This window comes from Pseudomonas sp. CAN1, from assembly GCF_030462585.1.
Taxonomy (GTDB): Bacteria; Pseudomonadota; Gammaproteobacteria; order Pseudomonadales; family Pseudomonadaceae; genus Pseudomonas.
The window spans coordinates 135874-155184 of sequence record NZ_JASMRU010000005.1 but is presented as its reverse complement, the minus strand read 5'-3'; the positions used below and the strand labels follow the sequence as shown (position 1 = coordinate 155184).

General features: G+C 66.6%; 15 protein-coding genes and 1 pseudogene. 12 read left to right on the top strand and 4 right to left on the bottom strand.

Going from position 1 to position 19311, the window contains the following annotated elements; translation table 11 throughout:
• Positions 1-72 precede the first annotated feature (72 nt).
• The 3 genes from QO207_RS09560 to QO207_RS09550 form a co-directional block, all read right to left on the bottom strand.
• On the bottom strand, positions 73-837 hold the full coding sequence (locus QO207_RS09560) for a TOBE domain-containing protein (RefSeq protein ID WP_301532207.1): 765 nt from the start codon (positions 835-837) through the stop codon (positions 73-75).
• A 93-nt stretch (positions 838-930) separates the two neighbouring features.
• On the bottom strand, positions 931-1653 hold the full coding sequence (locus QO207_RS09555; RefSeq protein ID WP_301532206.1) for a ComF family protein: 723 nt from the start codon (positions 1651-1653) through the stop codon (positions 931-933).
• A gap of 39 nt (positions 1654-1692) precedes the next feature.
• Positions 1693-1986: a hypothetical protein gene (locus QO207_RS09550; RefSeq protein WP_301532205.1), complete on the bottom strand. Its 294-nt coding sequence runs from the start codon at positions 1984-1986 to the stop codon at positions 1693-1695.
• A gap of 241 nt (positions 1987-2227) precedes the next feature.
• Here QO207_RS09550 and bioB point away from each other — a divergent pair, with 241 nt between their 5' ends.
• The 10 genes and pseudogenes from bioB (at position 2228) to QO207_RS09500 (ending at position 14646) form a co-directional block, all read left to right on the top strand.
• A complete protein-coding gene (bioB, locus tag QO207_RS09545; RefSeq protein WP_301532204.1) occupies positions 2228-3283 on the top strand; it encodes a biotin synthase BioB in 1056 nt (351 codons plus the stop codon).
• A 98-nt stretch (positions 3284-3381) separates the two neighbouring features.
• Complete coding sequence (bioF, locus tag QO207_RS09540) at positions 3382-4587, top strand: 8-amino-7-oxononanoate synthase (RefSeq protein ID WP_301532203.1); 1206 nt, start codon at positions 3382-3384, stop codon at positions 4585-4587.
• Complete coding sequence (locus QO207_RS09535) at positions 4580-5305, top strand: alpha/beta fold hydrolase (RefSeq protein WP_301532202.1); 726 nt, start codon at positions 4580-4582, stop codon at positions 5303-5305. Before bioF ends, QO207_RS09535 begins: the two co-directional genes overlap by 8 nt.
• Complete coding sequence (gene bioC / locus QO207_RS09530; RefSeq protein WP_301532201.1) at positions 5298-6104, top strand: malonyl-ACP O-methyltransferase BioC; 807 nt, start codon at positions 5298-5300, stop codon at positions 6102-6104. Before QO207_RS09535 ends, bioC begins: the two co-directional genes overlap by 8 nt.
• Before the next feature lie 88 nt (positions 6105-6192).
• Positions 6193-6876 carry a dethiobiotin synthase gene (gene bioD / locus QO207_RS09525; RefSeq protein ID WP_301532200.1) on the top strand — a complete coding sequence of 228 codons (684 nt, stop codon included), beginning with the start codon at positions 6193-6195 and terminating at the stop codon, positions 6874-6876.
• A 74-nt stretch (positions 6877-6950) separates the two neighbouring features.
• Complete coding sequence (locus QO207_RS09520) at positions 6951-7181, top strand: hypothetical protein (protein ID WP_037015742.1); 231 nt, start codon at positions 6951-6953, stop codon at positions 7179-7181.
• A gap of 310 nt (positions 7182-7491) precedes the next feature.
• On the top strand, positions 7492-9297 hold the full coding sequence (locus QO207_RS09515; protein ID WP_081519678.1) for a phenylacyl-CoA dehydrogenase: 1806 nt from the start codon (positions 7492-7494) through the stop codon (positions 9295-9297).
• 165 nt (positions 9298-9462) lie between these two features.
• A pseudogene (locus QO207_RS09510) lies at positions 9463-10622 on the top strand (diguanylate cyclase).
• Between the two features lie 120 nt (positions 10623-10742).
• Positions 10743-12539, top strand: coding sequence for an acyl-CoA dehydrogenase C-terminal domain-containing protein (locus QO207_RS09505; protein WP_301532199.1), 1797 nt, complete (start codon positions 10743-10745; stop codon positions 12537-12539).
• 328 nt (positions 12540-12867) lie between these two features.
• Positions 12868-14646, top strand: a complete 1779-nt coding sequence (locus QO207_RS09500) for an acyl-CoA dehydrogenase C-terminal domain-containing protein (protein ID WP_301532198.1) — start codon at positions 12868-12870, stop codon at positions 14644-14646.
• Between the two features lie 518 nt (positions 14647-15164).
• Here QO207_RS09500 and QO207_RS09495 read toward each other — a convergent pair.
• Positions 15165-16043 carry a LysR family transcriptional regulator gene (locus QO207_RS09495; RefSeq protein WP_301532197.1) on the bottom strand — a complete coding sequence of 293 codons (879 nt, stop codon included), beginning with the start codon at positions 16041-16043 and terminating at the stop codon, positions 15165-15167.
• A gap of 100 nt (positions 16044-16143) precedes the next feature.
• Here QO207_RS09495 and QO207_RS09490 point away from each other — a divergent pair, with 100 nt between their 5' ends.
• Together QO207_RS09490 and QO207_RS09485 are read left to right on the top strand one after the other, a co-directional pair.
• Positions 16144-16851, top strand: coding sequence for an MOSC domain-containing protein (locus QO207_RS09490; RefSeq protein ID WP_301532196.1), 708 nt, complete (start codon positions 16144-16146; stop codon positions 16849-16851).
• Positions 16852-17057: 206 nt separating this feature from the next.
• Positions 17058-19031 carry a PhoX family phosphatase gene (locus tag QO207_RS09485; protein ID WP_301532195.1) on the top strand — a complete coding sequence of 658 codons (1974 nt, stop codon included), beginning with the start codon at positions 17058-17060 and terminating at the stop codon, positions 19029-19031.
• Positions 19032-19311: the final 280 nt, after the last annotated feature.

Genomic DNA, 19311 nt, shown 5'->3' with positions numbered 1-19311 from the left:
CGAGCCGGACGGAATTGCGATCACCATTGGAGCGCGGCGCAGCGTCGCCGGGCTTGATATGAGGCAGGGAAATCAGAGTGGCGTGCCGAGGATCACCTGGGCCGGGGAGAACTGCGCGCGCACCTGGGTGCCCGGCTTGAGACGCAGGATCTCGATGCGCTCGGGGTCGATCAGCGCGCAGAGCATCTGCCCGCTGGGCAGCTGGATGCGCACCTCGCTGGGGCCGTCGTCGGCTTCGCGGATGTCGTCGATATGCCCTTCCAGCGTGTTCAGCCCGTCCGGGCAGGGGATATGCGGCAGATCGACATACAGCCAGCCGGCCTTCATCAGCGCCACCACCGGCACGCCGTCCGCCAGCTCCAGCTTCTCGGTACTTTCGCGGGTGACCCGCGCCTGGATGCGCGAGCCGCCGGGCAGTTCGAGGGTGATCATGTCGTTGAGCCCGGACGGCTCCACCGCGCAGACGCGTCCGTGCAGCTGATTGCGCGCGCTGGTGCGCATCATCAGGCGGCCGATCAGCTCCAGGTCGGCCTGGTGCTCGACGTGCTCGACTATGTGTTCGCGCAGGGTTTCCAGGCGCTGGTACAGCGCCAGCAGGCGCTCGCCCTCGGTGGTCAGGCGCGCGCCACCGCCGCCCTTGCCGCCGACGCTGCGTTCCACCAGCGGGCGGTCGGACAGGTTGTTCAGTTCATCGATGGCGTCCCAGGCGGTCTTGTAGCTCATCCCGGCGGCCTTGGCGGCGTGGGTGATCGAGCCGAGCTGGGCGATCTGCGCCAGCAGGGCGATGCGCTGCGGGCGGCGGGTAACGTGTTGGGTCAACAGGCTGAGGGTGGTCATGGGTTCGCAGGTGCTTGTTGGTATGCAGCGAGGCTCCTTTGCTGGCGGGCAAAACGCAAGGGGCAGATGTCAGTAATGTGGCCGAACGGTCGTCTATTCCGGGGCTGGCGTGCGCGCCAGGCAGTAGACGTCGACCCGCCGCGCACCCGCGCGGCGCAGCAGGCGGGCGATGCGCTCGGCGGTGGCGCCGGTGGTCAGCACGTCGTCCACCAGCGCCAGGTGCAGGCCCTCGACGCTCGCGCCGGCGGCCAGGGTGAAGGCATTGCGCAGGTTCTTCTTGCGGGTGGCGGCGTCCAGGCCCTGCTGGGCGGGGGTGTCCTGCGTGCGCAGGACCAGTCGGTTATCCACAGGCAACCCCAGCGGCGCGGCCAGCCAGCTCGCCAGCAACTGTGCCTGGTTGAAGCCGCGTTGCCGCTCGCGCCGGCGTGACAGCGGCACCGGGACCAGCCGGTCCGGGCGCGGCAGTCCTTCTTCATAGGCATGCAGCAGATGGCGTTCGAGCAACTGGCCGAGCAGCCGCCCGAGCGGCGCATTGGCCTGGTGCTTGAAGCGAGTGACCAGCGCGTCGACGGGGAAGCCATAGCGCAGCGGTGTCTCGACTCGATAAAAAGCCGGCGCGCGGCGCAGGCATTGCCCGCAGGTCAGTCCGCAAGCGGGGAGGGGGAGGGCGCATACCGAGCAGTGCCCGCCGAGCCAGGGCAGGTCGTCGTCACAGCCGGCGCAGAGCGGCAGGCCGGTCTGCTCGGCCGCAGCGCCACACAGCAGGCATTGCACGCGAGGGCGCCACCAGACGGGACGCCATTGAAGCCAACGCATTCAGCCCCTCCATGGTCGGGGCTGTGCGGCTGAGGCGGCTCAGTGAATCAGCCAGCTCAGCACCACCAGGCCCAGCACCGTCCAGATCAGACCGCCAAGGATCGAGCGCCGCAGGAAGGCGCGGATGCCACTGTAGAGCAGCAGCAGGCCGATGAAGAGCAGGACGAAGCTGAAGATCGAGACGTCGATTCCCACAGCCCGTGCCAGGCCGTGGAAGAACTCGTCCATGGCGCGCCACAGGCCGCCGAGCACGCCCGACAGCAGATCGACGATGAAGCGGATGGCCTTGCCGACCATCTGGCCGAGGCCGTCGAAGAATCCTTCTGTTCCCATCTGGGGTATGACTCCTGAATGTTCTGCCTGATTGGAGCGGCGATTGGGCGGATCGGTTCAGCCGCAAGCGCAACGGCACCGCTGTAGTTGATCAATAAATGGTCACTTGTCGACCTGTGTCGCGAGAGTGGTTGACAGCGTCACAGCTCCACATATGATGCCTTGAGCCTGATTTCCCCGGTGGCGCGCCGCCGGGGCACCTTAGACAAGAGGCGCCCCCAAGCGTCGAAGGACTTTGCCGATGAGTGCCACCGCAGCCCAAGTAACCCGCCACGACTGGACCCTTGCCGAAGTCCGCGCCCTGTTCGAACAGCCCTTCAACGACCTGCTGTTCCAGGCGCAGAGCATGCATCGCGCGCATTTCGACCCGAACCGCGTGCAGGTTTCCACCCTGCTGTCGATCAAGACCGGCGCCTGCCCGGAAGACTGCAAATATTGCCCGCAGTCCGGCCACTACAACACCGGCCTGGACAAGGAAAAGCTGATGGAGGTGCAGAAGGTGCTGCAGGCCGCGGCTGAAGCCAAGGCCATCGGCTCGACGCGCTTCTGCATGGGCGCCGCCTGGAAACATCCTTCGGCCAAGGACATGCCCTACGTGCTGGAAATGGTGAAGGGCGTGAAGAAGCTCGGCCTGGAAACCTGCATGACCCTGGGCAAGCTGACCCAGGAGCAGACCCAGTCGCTGGCCGAGGCGGGCCTGGACTACTACAACCACAACCTCGATACCTCGCCGGAGTTCTACGGCAACATCATCACCACCCGCACCTACAGCGAGCGCTTGCAGACCCTGGCGTACGTGCGTGAGGCGGGGATGAAGATCTGCTCCGGCGGCATTCTCGGCATGGGCGAGTCGGTGGACGATCGCGCCGGCCTGCTGATCCAGCTGGCCAACCTGCCCGAGCACCCGGAGTCGGTGCCGATCAACATGCTGGTGAAAGTGAAGGGCACCCCGCTGGCCGAGGAGAAGGACGTCGATCCGTTCGACTTCATCCGCACCCTGGCGGTCGCCCGCCTCATGATGCCGAAGTCCCACGTGCGCCTGTCCGCCGGCCGCGAGCAGATGAACGAGCAGATGCAGGCCCTGGCCTTCATGGCTGGCGCCAACTCGATCTTCTACGGCGAGAAGCTGCTGACCACCACCAACCCGCAGGCCGAGAAGGACATGCAGCTGTTCGCGCGTCTGGGCATCAAGCCCGAGGAGCGCGAGGAGCACGCCGACGAGGTGCACCAGGCCGCCATCGAGCAGGCACTGGTGGAACAACGCGACTCCCAGCTGTTCTATAACGCGGCTGTTTAAAGCCGCTGCAGGCTACAGGCGGTAGGCCGCAGGCGGGAGCGTCGCAGCCTGCTGTGGCTCAGCCTGCTGCCTATAGCCTGCCGCCTGGAGCCTGCTTCATGCCCTTCGATCTCTCCGCCCGCCTGGCCCAGCGCCAGGCGGACGACCTCTACCGCCGCCGTCCGCTGCTGCAATCGCCGCAGGGGCCGGAAGTGGTCATCGACGGCCAGCCGATGCTGGCCTTCTGTTCCAATGATTACCTGGGCCTGGCCAATCACCCCGAGGTGATTGCCGCCATGCGTGCCGGCGCCGAGCGCTGGGGCGTCGGCGGTGGCGCCTCGCACCTGGTCAACGGCCACTGCGGCCCGCACCACGAGCTGGAGCTGGCGCTTGCCGAGTTCACCGGCCGCCCGCGCGCGCTGCTGTTCTCCACCGGCTACATGGCCAACCTCGGCACCGTCACCGCCCTCGTCGGCAAAGGCGACAGCGTGCTGGAGGACCGCCTCAACCACGCCTCGCTGCTGGACGCCGGCCTGCTCTCCGGTGCGCGCTTCTCGCGCTACCTGCACAACGATGCTGCCAGCCTCGCTTCCCGCCTGGAGAAAGCCGAAGGCAACACGCTGGTGGTCACCGATGGCGTGTTCAGCATGGACGGCGACCTGGCCGACCTGCCCGCACTCTGCGCCAAGGCCAGGGAAAAGGGCGCCTGGGTGATGGTCGACGACGCCCATGGTTTCGGCCCGCTGGGCGCAACCGGCGGCGGCATCGTCGAACACTTCGGTCTGGGGATGGATGATGTGCCCGTGCTGGTCGGCACCCTCGGCAAGGCCTTCGGCACCGCTGGCGCCTTCGTCGCCGGCAGCGAGGAGCTGATCGAGACGCTGATCCAGTTCGCCCGCCCCTACATCTACACCACCAGCCAGCCGCCCGCCGTGGCCTGCGCCACGCTGAAGAGCCTGGAACTGCTGCGCGCCGAGAGCTGGCGCCGTGATCACCTGAATGCGCTGATCGCGCGCTTCCGTGCTGGCGCCGAGGCTATCGGCCTGAGCCTGATGGACAGCCCGACGCCGATCCAGCCGATCCTCATCGGCGGCAGTGCGCAAGCCATGGCGCTGTCCGCCGAGCTGCGCCAGCGCGGTATTCTGGTCGGCGCGATCCGCCCGCCCACCGTGCCGGCCGGCACCGCGCGCCTGCGCGTGACCCTTTCCGCCTCGCACACCGAGGCGCAGGTCGACCGCCTGCTGCTGGCGCTCGCCGAAAGCTGGCAGCGTGTGTCGTCTAGCCTTCTGGCAGAGATCGATGCCGAGGAGGGCGATGATGCGTGACCAACTGATCCTGCTGCCGGGCTGGGGCCTGGGCAGTGCGCCGCTGGAACCGCTGCGCGACGCGCTGCTGGAGCAGGCACCGCATTTGAATGTGCAGATTGAGCCGTTGCCGGCGGACGCCGACCCAAACGCCTGGCTTGATGAGCTGGACGACAACGTCGCTCACGACGCCTGGATCGCCGGCTGGTCGCTGGGCGGCATGTTGGGCGCGGAGCTGGCGGCGCGGCGTGGCGAGTCCTGCCGCGGGCTGGTCACGGTGGCGAGCAACGTCTGCTTCCGCCGCCGCGAGGACTGGCCGGACGCCATGGCCAATGACGTCTTTGAGGACTTCTTCGAAGCCTTCCTGCTGGAGCCACACCTGGTGCGCAAGCGCTTCACGATGCTGGTCAGCCAGGGCGCCCGCGACCCGCGCACCCTTGCACGCCAGCTGCAGGTGGCGCTGCCGCAACTGAATGTCGAAGGCCTGACCGCCGGCCTGCAACTGCTCGGCCAGCTCGATGCCCGCGCCGCCCTCGGTCGCTATCCCGGCCCGCAGTTGCACCTGTTCGCCGCCAACGATGCGCTGGTCCCGGCAAGTGCCGCCGACGCGCTGCTGGAATGGCTGCCGGACGTTGAAGTCAGCCTGCTGCCCGGCGCCAGCCATGGCCTGCCGCTGGAGCAGCCGGACGAAGTGGCCGGCGCCATCCTGAAGTTCATCCACGAGGGCGACGATGCCTGATTGCAGTACCAGCGCGCTGCCCGACAAACGCCAGGTAGCCGCCTCCTTCTCCCGCGCCGCGTCGACCTACGACGCGGTGGCCGAACTGCAGCGCGCCGTTGGCAACCGCCTGCTGGAGCTGCTGCCGGCGCAGGCCGCGCTGCAGCGCTGGATCGACCTGGGCAGCGGCACTGGCTATTTCACCCGCGCCCTGGCGGCGCGTTATCCACAGGCGCAGGGCCTGTCCGTCGATATCGCCGAGGGCATGCTGCGGCACGCCCGCGAGCAGGGCGGTGCGCAGCACTTCATCGGCGGCGACGCCGAGCGCCTGCCCCTGCGCGATGGCGCCAGCGACCTGCTGTTTTCCAGCCTGGCGATCCAGTGGTGCGCGGACCTGCCGGCAGTGCTGGGCGAGGCGCGCCGCGTGCTGCGCCCCGGCGGCGTCGCGGCCTTCAGCAGCCTGTGCATCGGCACCCTGGGTGAGCTGCGGCAGAGCTGGGAAGCGGTGGACGGCTTCGTCCACGTGAACCGCTTCCGCGCCTTCGAGCAGTACCAGCAGCACTGCGCCGGCAGCGGCCTGGAAGTGCTGGAGTTGCGTACCGAAGACCGCGTCCTGCACTTCCCCGACCTGCGCAGCCTGACCCACGAACTCAAGGCGCTCGGCGCGCACAACCTCAATCCGGGGCGGCCCGACGGCCTCACCGGGCGCGAGCGAGTGCGTGCGCTGATCGCTGCTTACGAGCGCTTCCGCCAGTCCGAGGGGCTGCCGGCGACCTATCGGGTGGTATACGCCGTCCTGCGCAAACCTGAATTCCCGTAGGAGCGGACTCCGTCCGCGATGATTTCCGGCGCGATGCGGACCTATCGCGGACGGAGTCCGCTCCTACGAAAGACGCCAGAGGAAAGCCATGTCCCACGCCTACTTCGTCACCGGCACCGACACCGAGATCGGCAAGACCACCATCGCCGCCGGCCTGCTGCACGCAGCACGGTTGACTGGCCTATCAACGGCAGCCGCCAAGCCGGTGGCGTCCGGCTGCGAGCGCAGCTCCGAGGGCCTGCGCAATTCCGACGCGCTGGCGCTGCTGGGCGAGTGCAGCGTGCCGCTGGCCTATGAACAGGTGAATCCCTTCGCCTTCGAGCCGGCCATTGCCCCGCACCTGGCCGCCCGCGAACAGGGCGTCAAGCTGACGGTGGAAGCGCTGAAAGGCCCGGTGCGGTCGATCCTGGAACTGGGCGCCGACTTCACCCTGGTGGAAGGCGCCGGCGGCTGGCGCGTGCCGCTGGCAGGGGAGGAGAACCTCTCCGACCTGGCCATCGCCCTGGAGCTGCCGGTTATCCTCGTCGTCGGCGTGCGCCTGGGCTGCATCAACCATGCGGTGCTCAGCGCCGAGGCGATCCAGCGCGACGGCCTGCAGCTGGCCGGCTGGGTGGCGAATATCGTCGACCCGACGACCTCCCGTCTGGAAGAAAACCTCGCGACCCTCGCCGAACGCCTGTCCGCGCCCTGCGTCGGACGCGTGCCACGCCTGGCCCGCGCGACTCCGGCGGCGGTGGCGGCGCACGTGGACCTGGGCATCCTGGATTTGTAACCGACCCTTGGCCTGCCGGGCGGGGTCTGCTTGAATAATGGCCACTTGCTGCTTTTTGCTCTGGAGGCGTGTCGATGGAAATCTCCGGTAATGCTTTCTCTGCGGGCCTTTACGGCGTGCAGAACGGCCAGCGCCGCGTCGACCGCGCCAGCACCGACATCGCCACCGCCGGCACCGCGCCCAGCGAAGTGCTCAACGACCGCCTGGTCGACCTGCGCCGCGGCGAGCACGAGGTGAAGGCCAACGCCAAGGTCATCCAGGCAGCCGACGAAACGCTCGGCACCCTCATCGATATCCGCGCCTGACGGCGACCGTTTCCCATCCCTGAATCTTTCCGAGCGGCCGGCTGTCCTTGAGACACGCCGGCCGCTCTGCCATGGGCTTTAATTAGCCTCATGGGCGCTGCGTGAAGGCACCCCGCAGACACCCCGGCAAGCGTGACCGCACGGTCGGTTTGCGCGCTTGACAAGGGTATGGCGTAAACGTATGTTTCAAACGCCTGTTTGACTGTCCGGATGCGTGCGCGCACCGACTGGGCGGCCGGGAATGCTCCCGCACTGCGACCGCAGCTATCGGTCGCCCATTAACCAGAACCCTTCGTAGAGGTTTACCGCTATGCCTGATTACAAGGCCCCCTTGCGTGATATCCGTTTCGTTCGCGACGAGCTGCTGGGCTACGAAGCGCACTACCAGAACCTGCCGGGCGCCGAAGACGCCACCCCGGACATGGTCAATGCCATCCTCGAAGAGGGTGCGAAGTTCTGCGAACAGGTAATCGCTCCGCTGAACCGCACTGGCGACCTGGAAGGCTGCAAATGGAGCCCGGAAGGCGTCAAGACTCCGACCGGCTTCAAAGAGGCCTACCAGCAGTTCGTCGAAGGCGGCTGGCCGAGCCTGGCCCATGACGTCGAGCACGGCGGTCAGGGTCTGCCCGAATCCCTGGGTCTGGCCATCAGCGAAATGGTCGGTCAGGCCAACTGGTCCTGGGGCATGTACCCGGGCCTGTCCCACGGCGCCATGAACACCCTGCACGCCCACGGTACCCCGGAGCAGCAGCACGCCTACCTGACCAAGCTGGTTTCCGGCGAGTGGACCGGCACCATGTGCCTGACCGAGCCGCATTGCGGCACCGACCTGGGCATGCTGCGCACCAAGGCCGAGCCGCAGGCTGACGGCACCTACAAGATCACCGGCACCAAGATCTTCATCTCCGCTGGCGAACACGACATGGCCGACAACATCGTCCACATCGTGCTGGCCCGCCTGCCCGACGCCCCGCAGGGCACCAAGGGCATCTCGCTGTTCATCGTGCCGAAGTTCCTGCCCAACGCCGAAGGCAACGTGGGCGAGCGCAACGCCGTTTCCTGTGGCTCCATCGAACACAAGATGGGCATCCACGGCAACGCCACCTGCGTGATGAACTTCGACGCCGCCACCGGCTTCCTGATCGGCCCGCCGAACAAGGGCCTGAACTGCATGTTCACCTTCATGAACACCGCTCGCCTGGGTACCGCGCTGCAAGGCCTGGCCCACGCCGAAATCGGTTTCCAGGGTGGCATCGCCTACGCTCGCGAGCGTCTGCAGATGCGTTCGCTGACCGGCCCGAAAGCTCCGGAAAAAGCCGCTGACCCGATCATCGTGCACCCGGACGTACGCCGCATGCTGCTGACCGCCAAGGCTTTCGCCGAAGGCAACCGCGCCATGCTGTACTTCGCTGCCAAGCAGGTCGACATTGTCCAGCGCAGCCAGGACGAAGAAGAGAAGAAAGCCGCTGACGCGATGCTGGCCTTCCTCACCCCGATCGCCAAGGCGTTCATGACCGAAGTGGGCTTCGAAGCCGCCAACCACGGCGTGCAGATCTATGGCGGCCACGGCTTCATCGCCGAGCACGGCATGGAACAGAACGTCCGCGACAGCCGCATCTCCATGCTGTACGAAGGCACCACCGGCGTTCAGGCGCTGGACCTGCTGGGCCGCAAGATCCTCATGACCCAGGGCGAAGCGCTCAAGGGCTTCACCAAGATCGTGCACAAGTTCTGCCAGGCCAACGAAGCCAACGAAGCCGTGAAGGAGTTCGTTGCACCGCTGGCTGCGCTGAACAAGGAGTGGGGCGACCTGACCATGAAGGTCGGCATGGCTGCCATGAAGGACCGCGAGGAAGTCGGCGCCGCATCGGTCGACTACCTGATGTTCTCCGGCTACGCCTGCCTGGCCTACTTCTGGGCCGACATGGCTCGCCTGGCTGCCGAGAAGCTGGCTGCCGGTACCAGCGAAGAGGCCTTCTACCAGGCCAAGCTGAAGACCGCGCGCTTCTACTTCCAGCGCATCCTGCCGCGCACCCGCGCGCACGTCGGCTCCATGCTGTCCGGTGCCAACAACCTGATGGACCTGGCCGAGGAAGATTTCGCCCTCGGTTACTGATCACGGCAGGGCGGCATGCCGCCCGTCCGCTGACCAGTAGAAAGCCCGCCGCCAGGCGGGCTTTTTCGTATCGCGATCCGTACAAATAGCCGCAGAAAATGCCATCATTACGCCACTTGCCGATCGACTGACGGCGAGCCCGGCACCCACTCTGCGGAACCCTTTGTGCGACCCACGGCCCCTTACCGGCTCAGCCATTTCATTGCGCCATTGCTGCTGATCCCGGCCGGCATCGCCGTCGGCTCCCTGGGCCAACTGTCGGACTTCTTCATCTCCCTGTTCAACGTCCTGCCGACCCTGTTGCTGCTGCTCGGCGGCGCCCTGTGCATGGTCTACGGACGCCAGCGCCAGCTGTTCATGCTGGCGGCGGTGTACATCGCCTACTTCCTGCTCGATACCCAGGTCGACTACTTCCAGGCCAAACGCGTGGTGATGCCGGATGCGGCGCTGGTGTTCCACCTGTGCTGCGTGCTGCTGCCGCTGCTCTACGGGATGTACGGCATCTGGCAGGAGCGCATGCACGTGCTGCAGGACCTGCTGGCGCGCAGCGCCGCGCTCATCGCCGTCGCAGGCGTGGCTACAGCACTGGCCAGGCGCTTCCCCCAGGGGCTGGCGGAATTGCTCAGCGACACCTACTGGCCGGCCCTGCACGGCCAGTGGATGAACCTCGCGCAGCTGTCCTATTTCGGCTTCCTGCTGGCCTTCATCGCCCTGATCGCCGCCTACGTGCGCCAGCCGCGGCCGCTGCACGCAGCTCAGTTGATGGGGCTGCTCGGGCTGCTGTGGATGCTGCCCAAGGTGTTCATCCTGCCCCATGCGCTGACCGTGATGACCAGCCTGGTGATGCTCACCCTGGCCGGCGCCGTCGCCCACGAGGCGTACCAGATGGCCTTCCGCGACGAGCTCACCGGCCTGCCCGGACGCCGCGCGCTGAACGAGCGCTTCCAGCGCCTGGGCCAGCAGTACGTGTTGGCGATGATCGACGTGGACCACTTCAAGAAATTCAACGACAGCCACGGCCACGACGTCGGCGACCAGGTGCTGCGCATGGTCGCCAGCCAGCTGCGCCGCACCGGTGGCGGCGGCAAGGCGTATCGCTATGGCGGCGAGGAGTTCACCGTGGTCTTCGCCGGCAAGACGGTGGAGCAGTGCCTGCCGCATCTGGATGGCGTGCGCCAGGCCATCGAGGGCTATGCGATGCACCTGCGCGATCGCGGCAGGTGATCAAAGGTGCCGACCAGGCGCTGTACTCGGCCAAGAGCGGCGGACGCAACCGCGTTGCCGTGCACGGCCAGACGCGCCGGGGCGCCGTACGTACCGCCTGAAGCGCAACCGGTTATGACCGCGCATTCAGCGCGTGCAGCGTGATTGTCCGCGCCGTCGTGCGCCGTTAGGTTCGAGGTTTCCGCGCCACGCTGGCGCCCCGAACCGAACGGAGATTCGCGATGCCCGAGTACAAGGCCCCCCTGCGCGACGTGCGCTTCCTCACCGACGAAGTCTTCGACTTCACCGGCCGCTACGAAGCTCTCGGCGCCACCGACGCCACCCCGGACATGTTCGCCGCCATCCTCGAAGAGGGCGCCAAGTTCTGCGAGCAGGTCATCGCCCCGCTGAACCGCTCCGGCGACGAGGAAGGCTGCCACTTCGACAACGGCGTGGTGACCACGCCCAAGGGCTTCAAGGAAGCCTTCGCGCAGTACGTCGAGGCCGGCTGGAACGGCGTTTCCAGCGACCCGGAATTCGGTGGCCAGGGTCTGCCGCCATCCCTCGGCCTGCTGGTCAGCGAGATGATCGGCGCATCCAACTGTTCCTGGGGCATGTACCCCGGCCTGACCAAGGGCGCCATGGCTGCCATCCACGCCCACGGCACGCAGGAGCAGAAGGACACCTACCTGCCGCGCATGACCAGCGCGGTGTGGACCGGCACCATGTGCCTCACCGAGCCGCACTGCGGCACCGACCTGGGCATCATCAAGACCCGCGCCGTGCCCAACGCGGACGGCAGCTACGCGATCACCGGCACCAAGATCTTCATCTCCGCCGGTGAGCACGACCTCTCCGAGAACATCATCCACCTGGTCCTGGCCAAGCTGCCCGACGCGCCGGCCGGCACCAAGGGCATCTCGCTGTTCATCGTGCCGAAGTTCAATCTCGACGCGAACGGCGAGGCCGGCGAGCGAAACGCCGTCGCCTGCGGCTCCATCGAACACAAGATGGGCATCAAGGCTTCCGCCACCTGCGTGATGAACTTCGACGGCGCCCGCGGCTTCCTCATCGGCGAAGCCAACAAGGGCCTGGCCTGCATGTTCACCATGATGAACCACGCGCGCCTGGGCACCGGCATGCAGGGTCTCTGCCTCGGTGAGACCAGCTACCAGGGCGCCGTGCGCTACGCCCAGGACCGCCTGCAGATGCGTTCGCTGACCGGCCCGAAGGCGCCGGAGAAGCCCGCCGACCCGATCATCGTCCACCCGGACGTGCGCCGCATGCTGCTGACCATGAAGGCGTTCAACGAAGGCAACCGCGCGCTGGCCTACTTCACCGCGCAACTGCTGGACATCGAGCACCTCTCCCAGGACGCCGAGGAGCGCGAGCGCGCAGGCAACCTGCTGGCCTTCCTCACCCCGATCTGCAAGGCCTTCATGACCGAGACCGGCCTGGAAGTCACCAACATCGGCATGCAGGTGTTCGGCGGCCACGGTTTCATTCGCGAGTGGGGCATGGAGCAACTGGTGCGTGACTGCCGCATCGCGCCGATCTACGAGGGCACCAACGGCATCCAGGCGCTGGACCTGCTGGGCCGCAAGGTCCTCGGCAGCCAGGGCAAGCTGCTGATGGGCTTCACCAGGCTGGTGCACCAGCTCTGCCAGCAGCACGCCGAGCACCCGCAGCTGAAAGCGCAGGTCGCCCAGCTGGCGACGCTGAACAAGCAGTGGGGCGAGCTGACCCAGAAGGTCGGCATGGCCGCCATGAAGAACCCGGACGAAGTCGGCGCCGCCTCGGTCGACTACCTGATGTTCTCCGGCTACGTCACCCTCGGCTACTTCTGGCTGCGCATGGCACTGGTCGCCGGACAGAAGCTGGAGGAGGGCGCCGGCGAGGCGGCCTACTACCAGACCAAGCTGGCCACTGCCGAGTTCTACTTCAGCCGCCTGCTGCCGCGCGCCCAGGCACACGTTGCAGCGGCGGAAGCCGGTTCCGAGGTGCTGATGCGCCTGTCGGCCGAGCAGTTCGCCCTGTAATCCCCGAATGGCTGCGTAGGGCGCATAAAGCGGAACGCTTTATCCGCCGGCCGGAATGGCGGATAACGCCGGTGGCGTTATGCGCCCTACGCGCTGTCGGCGGAGCGAATCGTTCGCTAATCCGCGTGCTAGACCCGGAGGCCCGCTTCTAGCGGGCCTCCTCGGTTCTCGCTACATATTGTGACCAATATGTCATTGCTCGGTCACAACATGACGCTTAAAGTCTGAAAAGTTGTTGGAGTAAACTCCGGCGGCGTACCTTCGTGTACCTCCTATTCTGATACCGCTGGCTGCCTGATCAGCCGTCGTTTTCGTTCGAGGATCCATCATGGCTGACTACAAAGCTCCCCTGCGCGACATGCAATTCGTCCTCAATGAAGTCTTCGAGGTCGCCAACCTGTGGGCCGAACTGCCCGCCCTGGCCGAGACCGTCGACGTCGAGACCGCTGCCGCGATCCTCGAAGAGGCCGGCAAGGTCACCGGCGGCGTGATCGCCCCGCTGAACCGCAGCGGCGACGAAGAAGGCTGCAGCTGGAGCGCCGAGGGCGTGAAGACCCCGACGGGCTTCCCCGAGGCCTACCGCACCTATGCCGAAGGCGGCTGGGTGGGCGTGGGCGGCGCGCCGGAATTCGGCGGCATGGGCATGCCCAAGGTGATCGGCGCCCAGGTCGAGGAAATGGTCAACTCGGCCAACCTGTCCTTCGGCCTGTACCCGATGCTGACCGCCGGCGCCTGCCTGTCGCTGCTCAACCATGCCAGCGAAGAATTGAAAGCCAAGTACCTGCCGAACATGTACGCCGGCACCTGGGCCGGTTCCATGTGCCTGACCGAGCCGCACGCCGGCACCGACCTGGGCATCATCCGCACCAAGGCCGAACCGCAGGCTGACGGCAGCTACAAGATTTCCGGCACCAAGATCTTCATCACCGGCGGCGAGCACGACCTGACCGAGAACATCATCCACCTGGTCCTGGCCAAGCTCCCCGACGCGCCGGCCGGCTCCAAGGGCATCTCGCTGTTCCTGGTGCCGAAGGTGATGGTCAATGCCGACGGTTCGCTGGCCGAGCGCAACGCCGTGTCCTGTGGCTCCATCGAGCACAAGATGGGCATCAAGGGTTCCGCCACCTGCGTAATGAACTTCGACGGTGCCACCGGCTGGATCGTCGATGCGCCGAACAAGGGCCTGGCCGCCATGTTCACCATGATGAACTACGAGCGCCTGGGCGTTGGCATCCAGGGCCTGGCCACTGGCGAGCGCTCCTACCAGAGCGCCGTGGAATACGCCCGTGAGCGTATCCAGAGCCGCGCACCGACCGGCCCGGTTGCCAAGGACAAGGCCGCCGACCCGATCATCGTCCACCCGGACGTGCGTCGCATGCTGCTGACCATGAAGGCGCTGAACGAGGGCGGCCGCGCCTTCTCCAGCTACGTCGCCATGCAGCTGGACACCGCCAAGTACAGCGAAGAGCCGACCACCCGCAAGCGAGCCGAGGAACTGGTCGCCCTGCTGACTCCGGTGGCCAAGGCATTCCTCACCGACATGGGCCTGGAAACCACCATCCACGGCCAGCAGATCTTCGGCGGCCACGGCTTCATCCGCGAGTGGGGCCAGGAGCAGCTGGTGCGCGACTGCCGCATCACCCAGATCTACGAAGGCACCAACGGCATCCAGGCGCTGGACCTGATGGGTCGCAAGATCGTCGGTAGCGGTGGCGCCTACGCCAAGCTGTTCACTGATGAAATCCGCGCCTTCACCGCCTCGGCCTCCGCCGAGCTGGCCGAATTTACCGGCCCGCTGAACGCCGCCGTGCAGAACCTCGATGAGCTGACCGCCTGGGTCCTGGATCGCGCCAAGGGCAACCCGAACGAGATCGGCGCCGCTTCGGTCGAGTACCTGCACGCCTTTGGCTACACCGCTTACGCGTACATGTGGGCTCTCATGGCCCGCGCTTCGCTGGGCAAGGAAGGCCAGGACGAGTTCTACACCAGCAAGCTGGGCACCGCGCGCTTCTACTTCGCCCGCCTGCTGCCGCGTATCCACTCCCTGTCCGCCTCGGTGAAGGCCGGCAGCGAATCGCTGTACCTGTTGGACGCCGCGCAGTTCTAAGCGGCTGACGAAAAAGCCCCGCTTCGGCGGGGCTTTTTCATGGGGTTATTTCTTTTGCGAAGGACGGTATTTCGAATCCGTGTAAGCCAAAGCTTACAAACAGCGGTGGTGATCGGCGTCTTTCTGATAACGGCCTGCGGCGGTAACCTTCTCCTCAGTCAGGACATTGCGCAGGAAGCGCCAAAGACAACACGGAAATATAGGGATTCCACCACGGATGGTGGCCTGCATGGACGTCAGGATATCGGTCTGCAAAACCCCGCTTCGCAAGAAGCGGGGTTTTTTCTTGCCCGCGATTTCCTCTCGCCTCGGGACTCTACCTTGGCGTAGGAGCGGACTCCGTCCGCGATAGGCTCGCAGCGCGCCGGAAACCATCGCGGACAAAGTCCGCTCCCACGCGCGGTCGAACGTCACCGTAGGGCGAATAACGCGCCAGCGTTATCCGCCGCTGGTTATCGGGACGGCGGATAACCTGTTCCAGGTTATGCGCCCTACGTGGCTGATTGGAGCCCGCCTCGTCACACCGCCCCATCCAGCAACGACCGCAGCAGCTCCACCGTCGGTTGCTGCCGCTGCGCATCGCGATAGACCAACCCCACGCTCAGCGGAATGCGCGGTTCGCTCAAGGGCTTCCAGAGCAGGTCCTTGTGCGCATGCATCTGCCTTGCGCGTCCCGGTAGCACCGTGGCGAAGCGGCTCTGCGGCAGGCTGTCGAGGATGCCGCCCATGTGGTTCAACTCCGCCTGCACCCGTGGCCGCCGGCCGATGGCGGCCAGTTGTTCCTGCCAGATCTGCCGGGCGCGGAATTCCTCGCCGAAGAGCAGCATCGGCAGTTCCGCTGCCTGGGCCAGCGAGACCTTCTTGAAGTCCTTCAGCGGATGCTCCGCCGGGATCACCAGTTGCAGCTCGTCCGGGTACAGCTCCAGGCCGTGCAGCGCCGGCTGGCGCGGCGGCAGGAAGCCGATGCCGATATCCAGCTGGCCGGCCAGCAGGCGCCGTTCGATCTCCACCCCGGAGAGTTCGTAGATGCGCACCTGCAGGTGCGGCTGCGCTGCGTGCAGGCGTTCTACCAGGTGCGGCACCAGGCTCGCGTTGACCGTCTGCAGTACGCCGATGACCAGGCTGCGCGCGCTTTGCCCACGAAAACCGCGCAGCGCCTCGCGGGCGCGTTCCAGGCCTTCCAGCAGCGGCACCGCGTGGTTGTACAGCGTGTGCGCGGCGGCGGTCGGCAGCAGGCGCTTGCCGCTGCGCTGGAACAGCGCCACGTCGAGGTTCTGCTCCAACTGGCGAATCTGCTGCGACAGCGCCGGCTGGGAAATTGCCAGGCGTTCGGCCGCGCGCCCGACATGGCCTTCCTCGTAGAGCGCGACGAAATAGCGGAGCTGGCGGAAATCCATAAGGTCTGCTTATCAACGAAACTGGAAAATCGAAATGGATAGTCGCCTATCCAAGCCTCTACTCTAGCGCTTGTCCGCTGTCTCAGATGGGTAGACAAAGGTGGAAAGCATCGTCATCCAGGGCGTTTTCATAGGCAAAGTCGAAGAAAGCTGGGGAGGTCTGCTCAGCGATATCGACCGCCTGGAAGCGCATCAGGAAGTCTGGCTCGGCGCCGAAGGGCTGCCGGGGGACGCACGGCCCGACCTGCGCCGCGCCGGCGGCCTGGACCGCGCGCTGCACCACTACCCGGCCGAGCACTACCGCCACTGGCGCAAGCAGCACCCGCAGACGCGCTGGCGACAGCCGGCCTTCGGCGAGAACCTGTCGACCTTCGGCCTCAGTGAACAGGAGGTCTGCATCGGCGACCTGTTCCGCTGGGGCGAGGCGCTGATCGAAGTGAGCCAGCCGCGCTCGCCCAGCTACCGCCTGGCGCGGCGCTGGAACCTGCCCGAGCTGCCGCAGCAGGTGCAGGAGCAGGGGCGCTGCGGCTGGTTCTACCGGGTGCGCCGCTCCGGCATGGTTGCCGCCGACGCGCCGCTGGAGCTGGTGCAGCGGCACTACCCGCAGCTCAGCGTGGCGAGCCTGCTGGACTGGTACTTCGGCCACCCGCTGGAACGTACCGGCCTGCGCCTGATGATGGCCTGCGACGCGCTTTCCCTGCGCTGGCGCAAGACCACCGCGCAACGCCTCACCAGTGGCGTGCTGGAAGACTGGACGGCTCGCCTGGCGGGCCCCGAATGTTTGGAGCAGGGCGGCCTGCAAAGCTGAGCCGCACTGTTCCGCAAATGCCCTCGCGCCCGCCCCCGGACGTCGTCTTGGTCCTGTGGGGCGGCTTTTATCCTCGCCGCCGAGCCTGTCACAGGGCTCGGCGGCGTTGTCATGCCGACGTAACACCGCGTTCCTAACCTTCCGCCGATAGCTTCTACTGACAACCCGAGCCGTCAGAAAGGCGGCCGCGCGGAAGGAACCTTCTGATGAGCGAGCGTTTCCAGGATTTCCACGACCGACTGGCTGCCTTCGACGACGAGTCGATCAACCCCTCCGGCAACGTGCCGATGAGCGAGATCATCGATGCCTCACGCCGCCGCCTGCTGAAGAACAGCCTGGTGCTGGGTGCGGTCGGCTTCCTTGGCGGCAGCCTGTTCCCCGGCCGTTCGCTGTTCGCCGCCGACGCACCGGTGCCCACCGCGCTGCTGGGCTTCAAGGGCGTGCCGGTGCAGCAGGACCCGAAGTTCGACCGGGTAATCGTTGCCGAAGGCTACAGTGCGCGGCCGTTCTTCTCCTGGGGCGACGCCGTGGTGAGCGGCTCGCCAGCCTGGAAGGGCGACGCCAGCGAAGACTGGAAAGCCCAGGAGCTGCAGGCCGGCGACAACCATGACGGCATGCACTACTTCGCCTTCCCCGATGCGCCGGACAGCCACGGCCTGCTGGTGATCAACCACGAGTACATCAACCCGACGCTGCACCCCAGGGGCCAGACCTTCGAGGATCGTCCCGACGGTTCGCGCGGCCGCCCGGAAGGCGAGGTGCGCAAGGAAATCGCCGCTCACGGCCTGAGCGTGATAGAGGTGAAGAAGGACGCCGGCGGCCAGTGGCAGCGCGTCGAAGGCTCGCGCTACAACCGCCGCATCACCGGCAGTTCGCCGCTGGACCTGTCCGGTCCGCTGGCCGGCCACGACCTGCTGCGCACCGCCAGCGACCCCGAGGCCAAGCAGGTGCTCGGCACCCTGAACAACTGCTCCATGGGCGTCACGCCCTGGGGCACCTACCTGGCCTGCGAAGAGAACTGGCATCAGTACTTCGTCAACCGCGACAAGGCCGACTACGCCAAGCGCGTTTCGCACAAGCGCTACGGCCTGTCCAACGGCCAGTTCAGCAACTACTACGCCTGGGAAGCGGTGGATCAGCGCTTCGACGCCACGCCGAAAGCCGACCAGCCCCACGGCGGCCACGTCAACGAACCGAACCGCTTCGGCTGGGTGGTGGAGATCGACCCGTTCGACCCGACCTCCACGCCGAAAAAGCGCACCGCCGTCGGCCGCTTCTGCCGCGAGTGCTCGACCCTCTCGCTGGGCGCCGACAACCGCATGGCGTTCTATTACGGCGACGACACCAAGGGCGAGTACATCTACAAATTCGTCCCGGCCGGCAAATACGACGCGAGCAACCGTGCAGCGAACGCCGACCTGCTGGACGAAGGCACCCTCTACGTCGCCCGCTTCAATGCCGACGGCAGCGGCCAGTGGCTGCCGCTGGTGCATGGGCAGAACGGCCTGACCGCCGAGAACGGCTTTGCCAGCCAGGCCGAGGTGCTGGTGAATGCCCGCGCCGCCGCCGACAAGCTCGGCGCCACGCCCATGGACCGCCCCGAGTGGGTCGCCGTGCAGCAGACCACCCGCGAGGTCTACGTCAGCCTCACCAACAACGATGCCCGCGGCAAGAAGCAGCCGGTGGACGCCGCCAACCCGCGCAAGGAAAACCTCCACGGGCAGATCCTGCGCTGGAACGAAGCCGGCGGCGACCCGACCGCCACCAGCTTCCAGTGGGAAATCTTCCTGCTGGCCGGCGAGCACCAGGGCGCCAGCGCGCCGGAGAACCTGATCGGCACCATCAACGGCGACATCTTCTCCTCGCCGGATGGCCTGTACTTCGACACCGCCGGGCGCCTGTGGATCGAGACCGACTACGACGACGCCGAAGCGCCGATGCAGGCCATGGGCTGCAACCAGTTGCTCTGCGCCGACCCGCACAGCCGCGAGGTGCGCCGCTTCCTGGTCGGCCCGCGCGGCTGCGAGCTGACCGGCATTACCCAGACCCCGGACGGCAAGACACTGTGGGTGAACATCCAGCACCCGACCCTCAGCTTCCCGGCCAGCGATGGCAAGAGCATCCCGCGCTCCACGACGCTGGTGATCACCAAGGATGATGGGGGAGTGATCGGGACTTGATGGCAACTGAGGGGAGGCCTGGCGCCAGAGCTTTCCCCTCACCCCAGCCCTCTCCCGCAGGGAGAGGGAGCCGTCCGTGCCGGCTGGCGGCGCCGTTTTATCCTGCTCCGATCAGTCCCCTCTCCCGCTTGCGGGAGAGGGTTAGGGTGAGGGGCTCTGCTCTCTTGCTGGATGGTGGGGGCCTAGGCTGTGCCCGTGAAGCGGCAAGCCATTGCACCGCTATCGCGGTGATCGCGGAGAAGCTCCGCTCCAAAGAAGGACGGCCCTGTGCAGGCCAGGG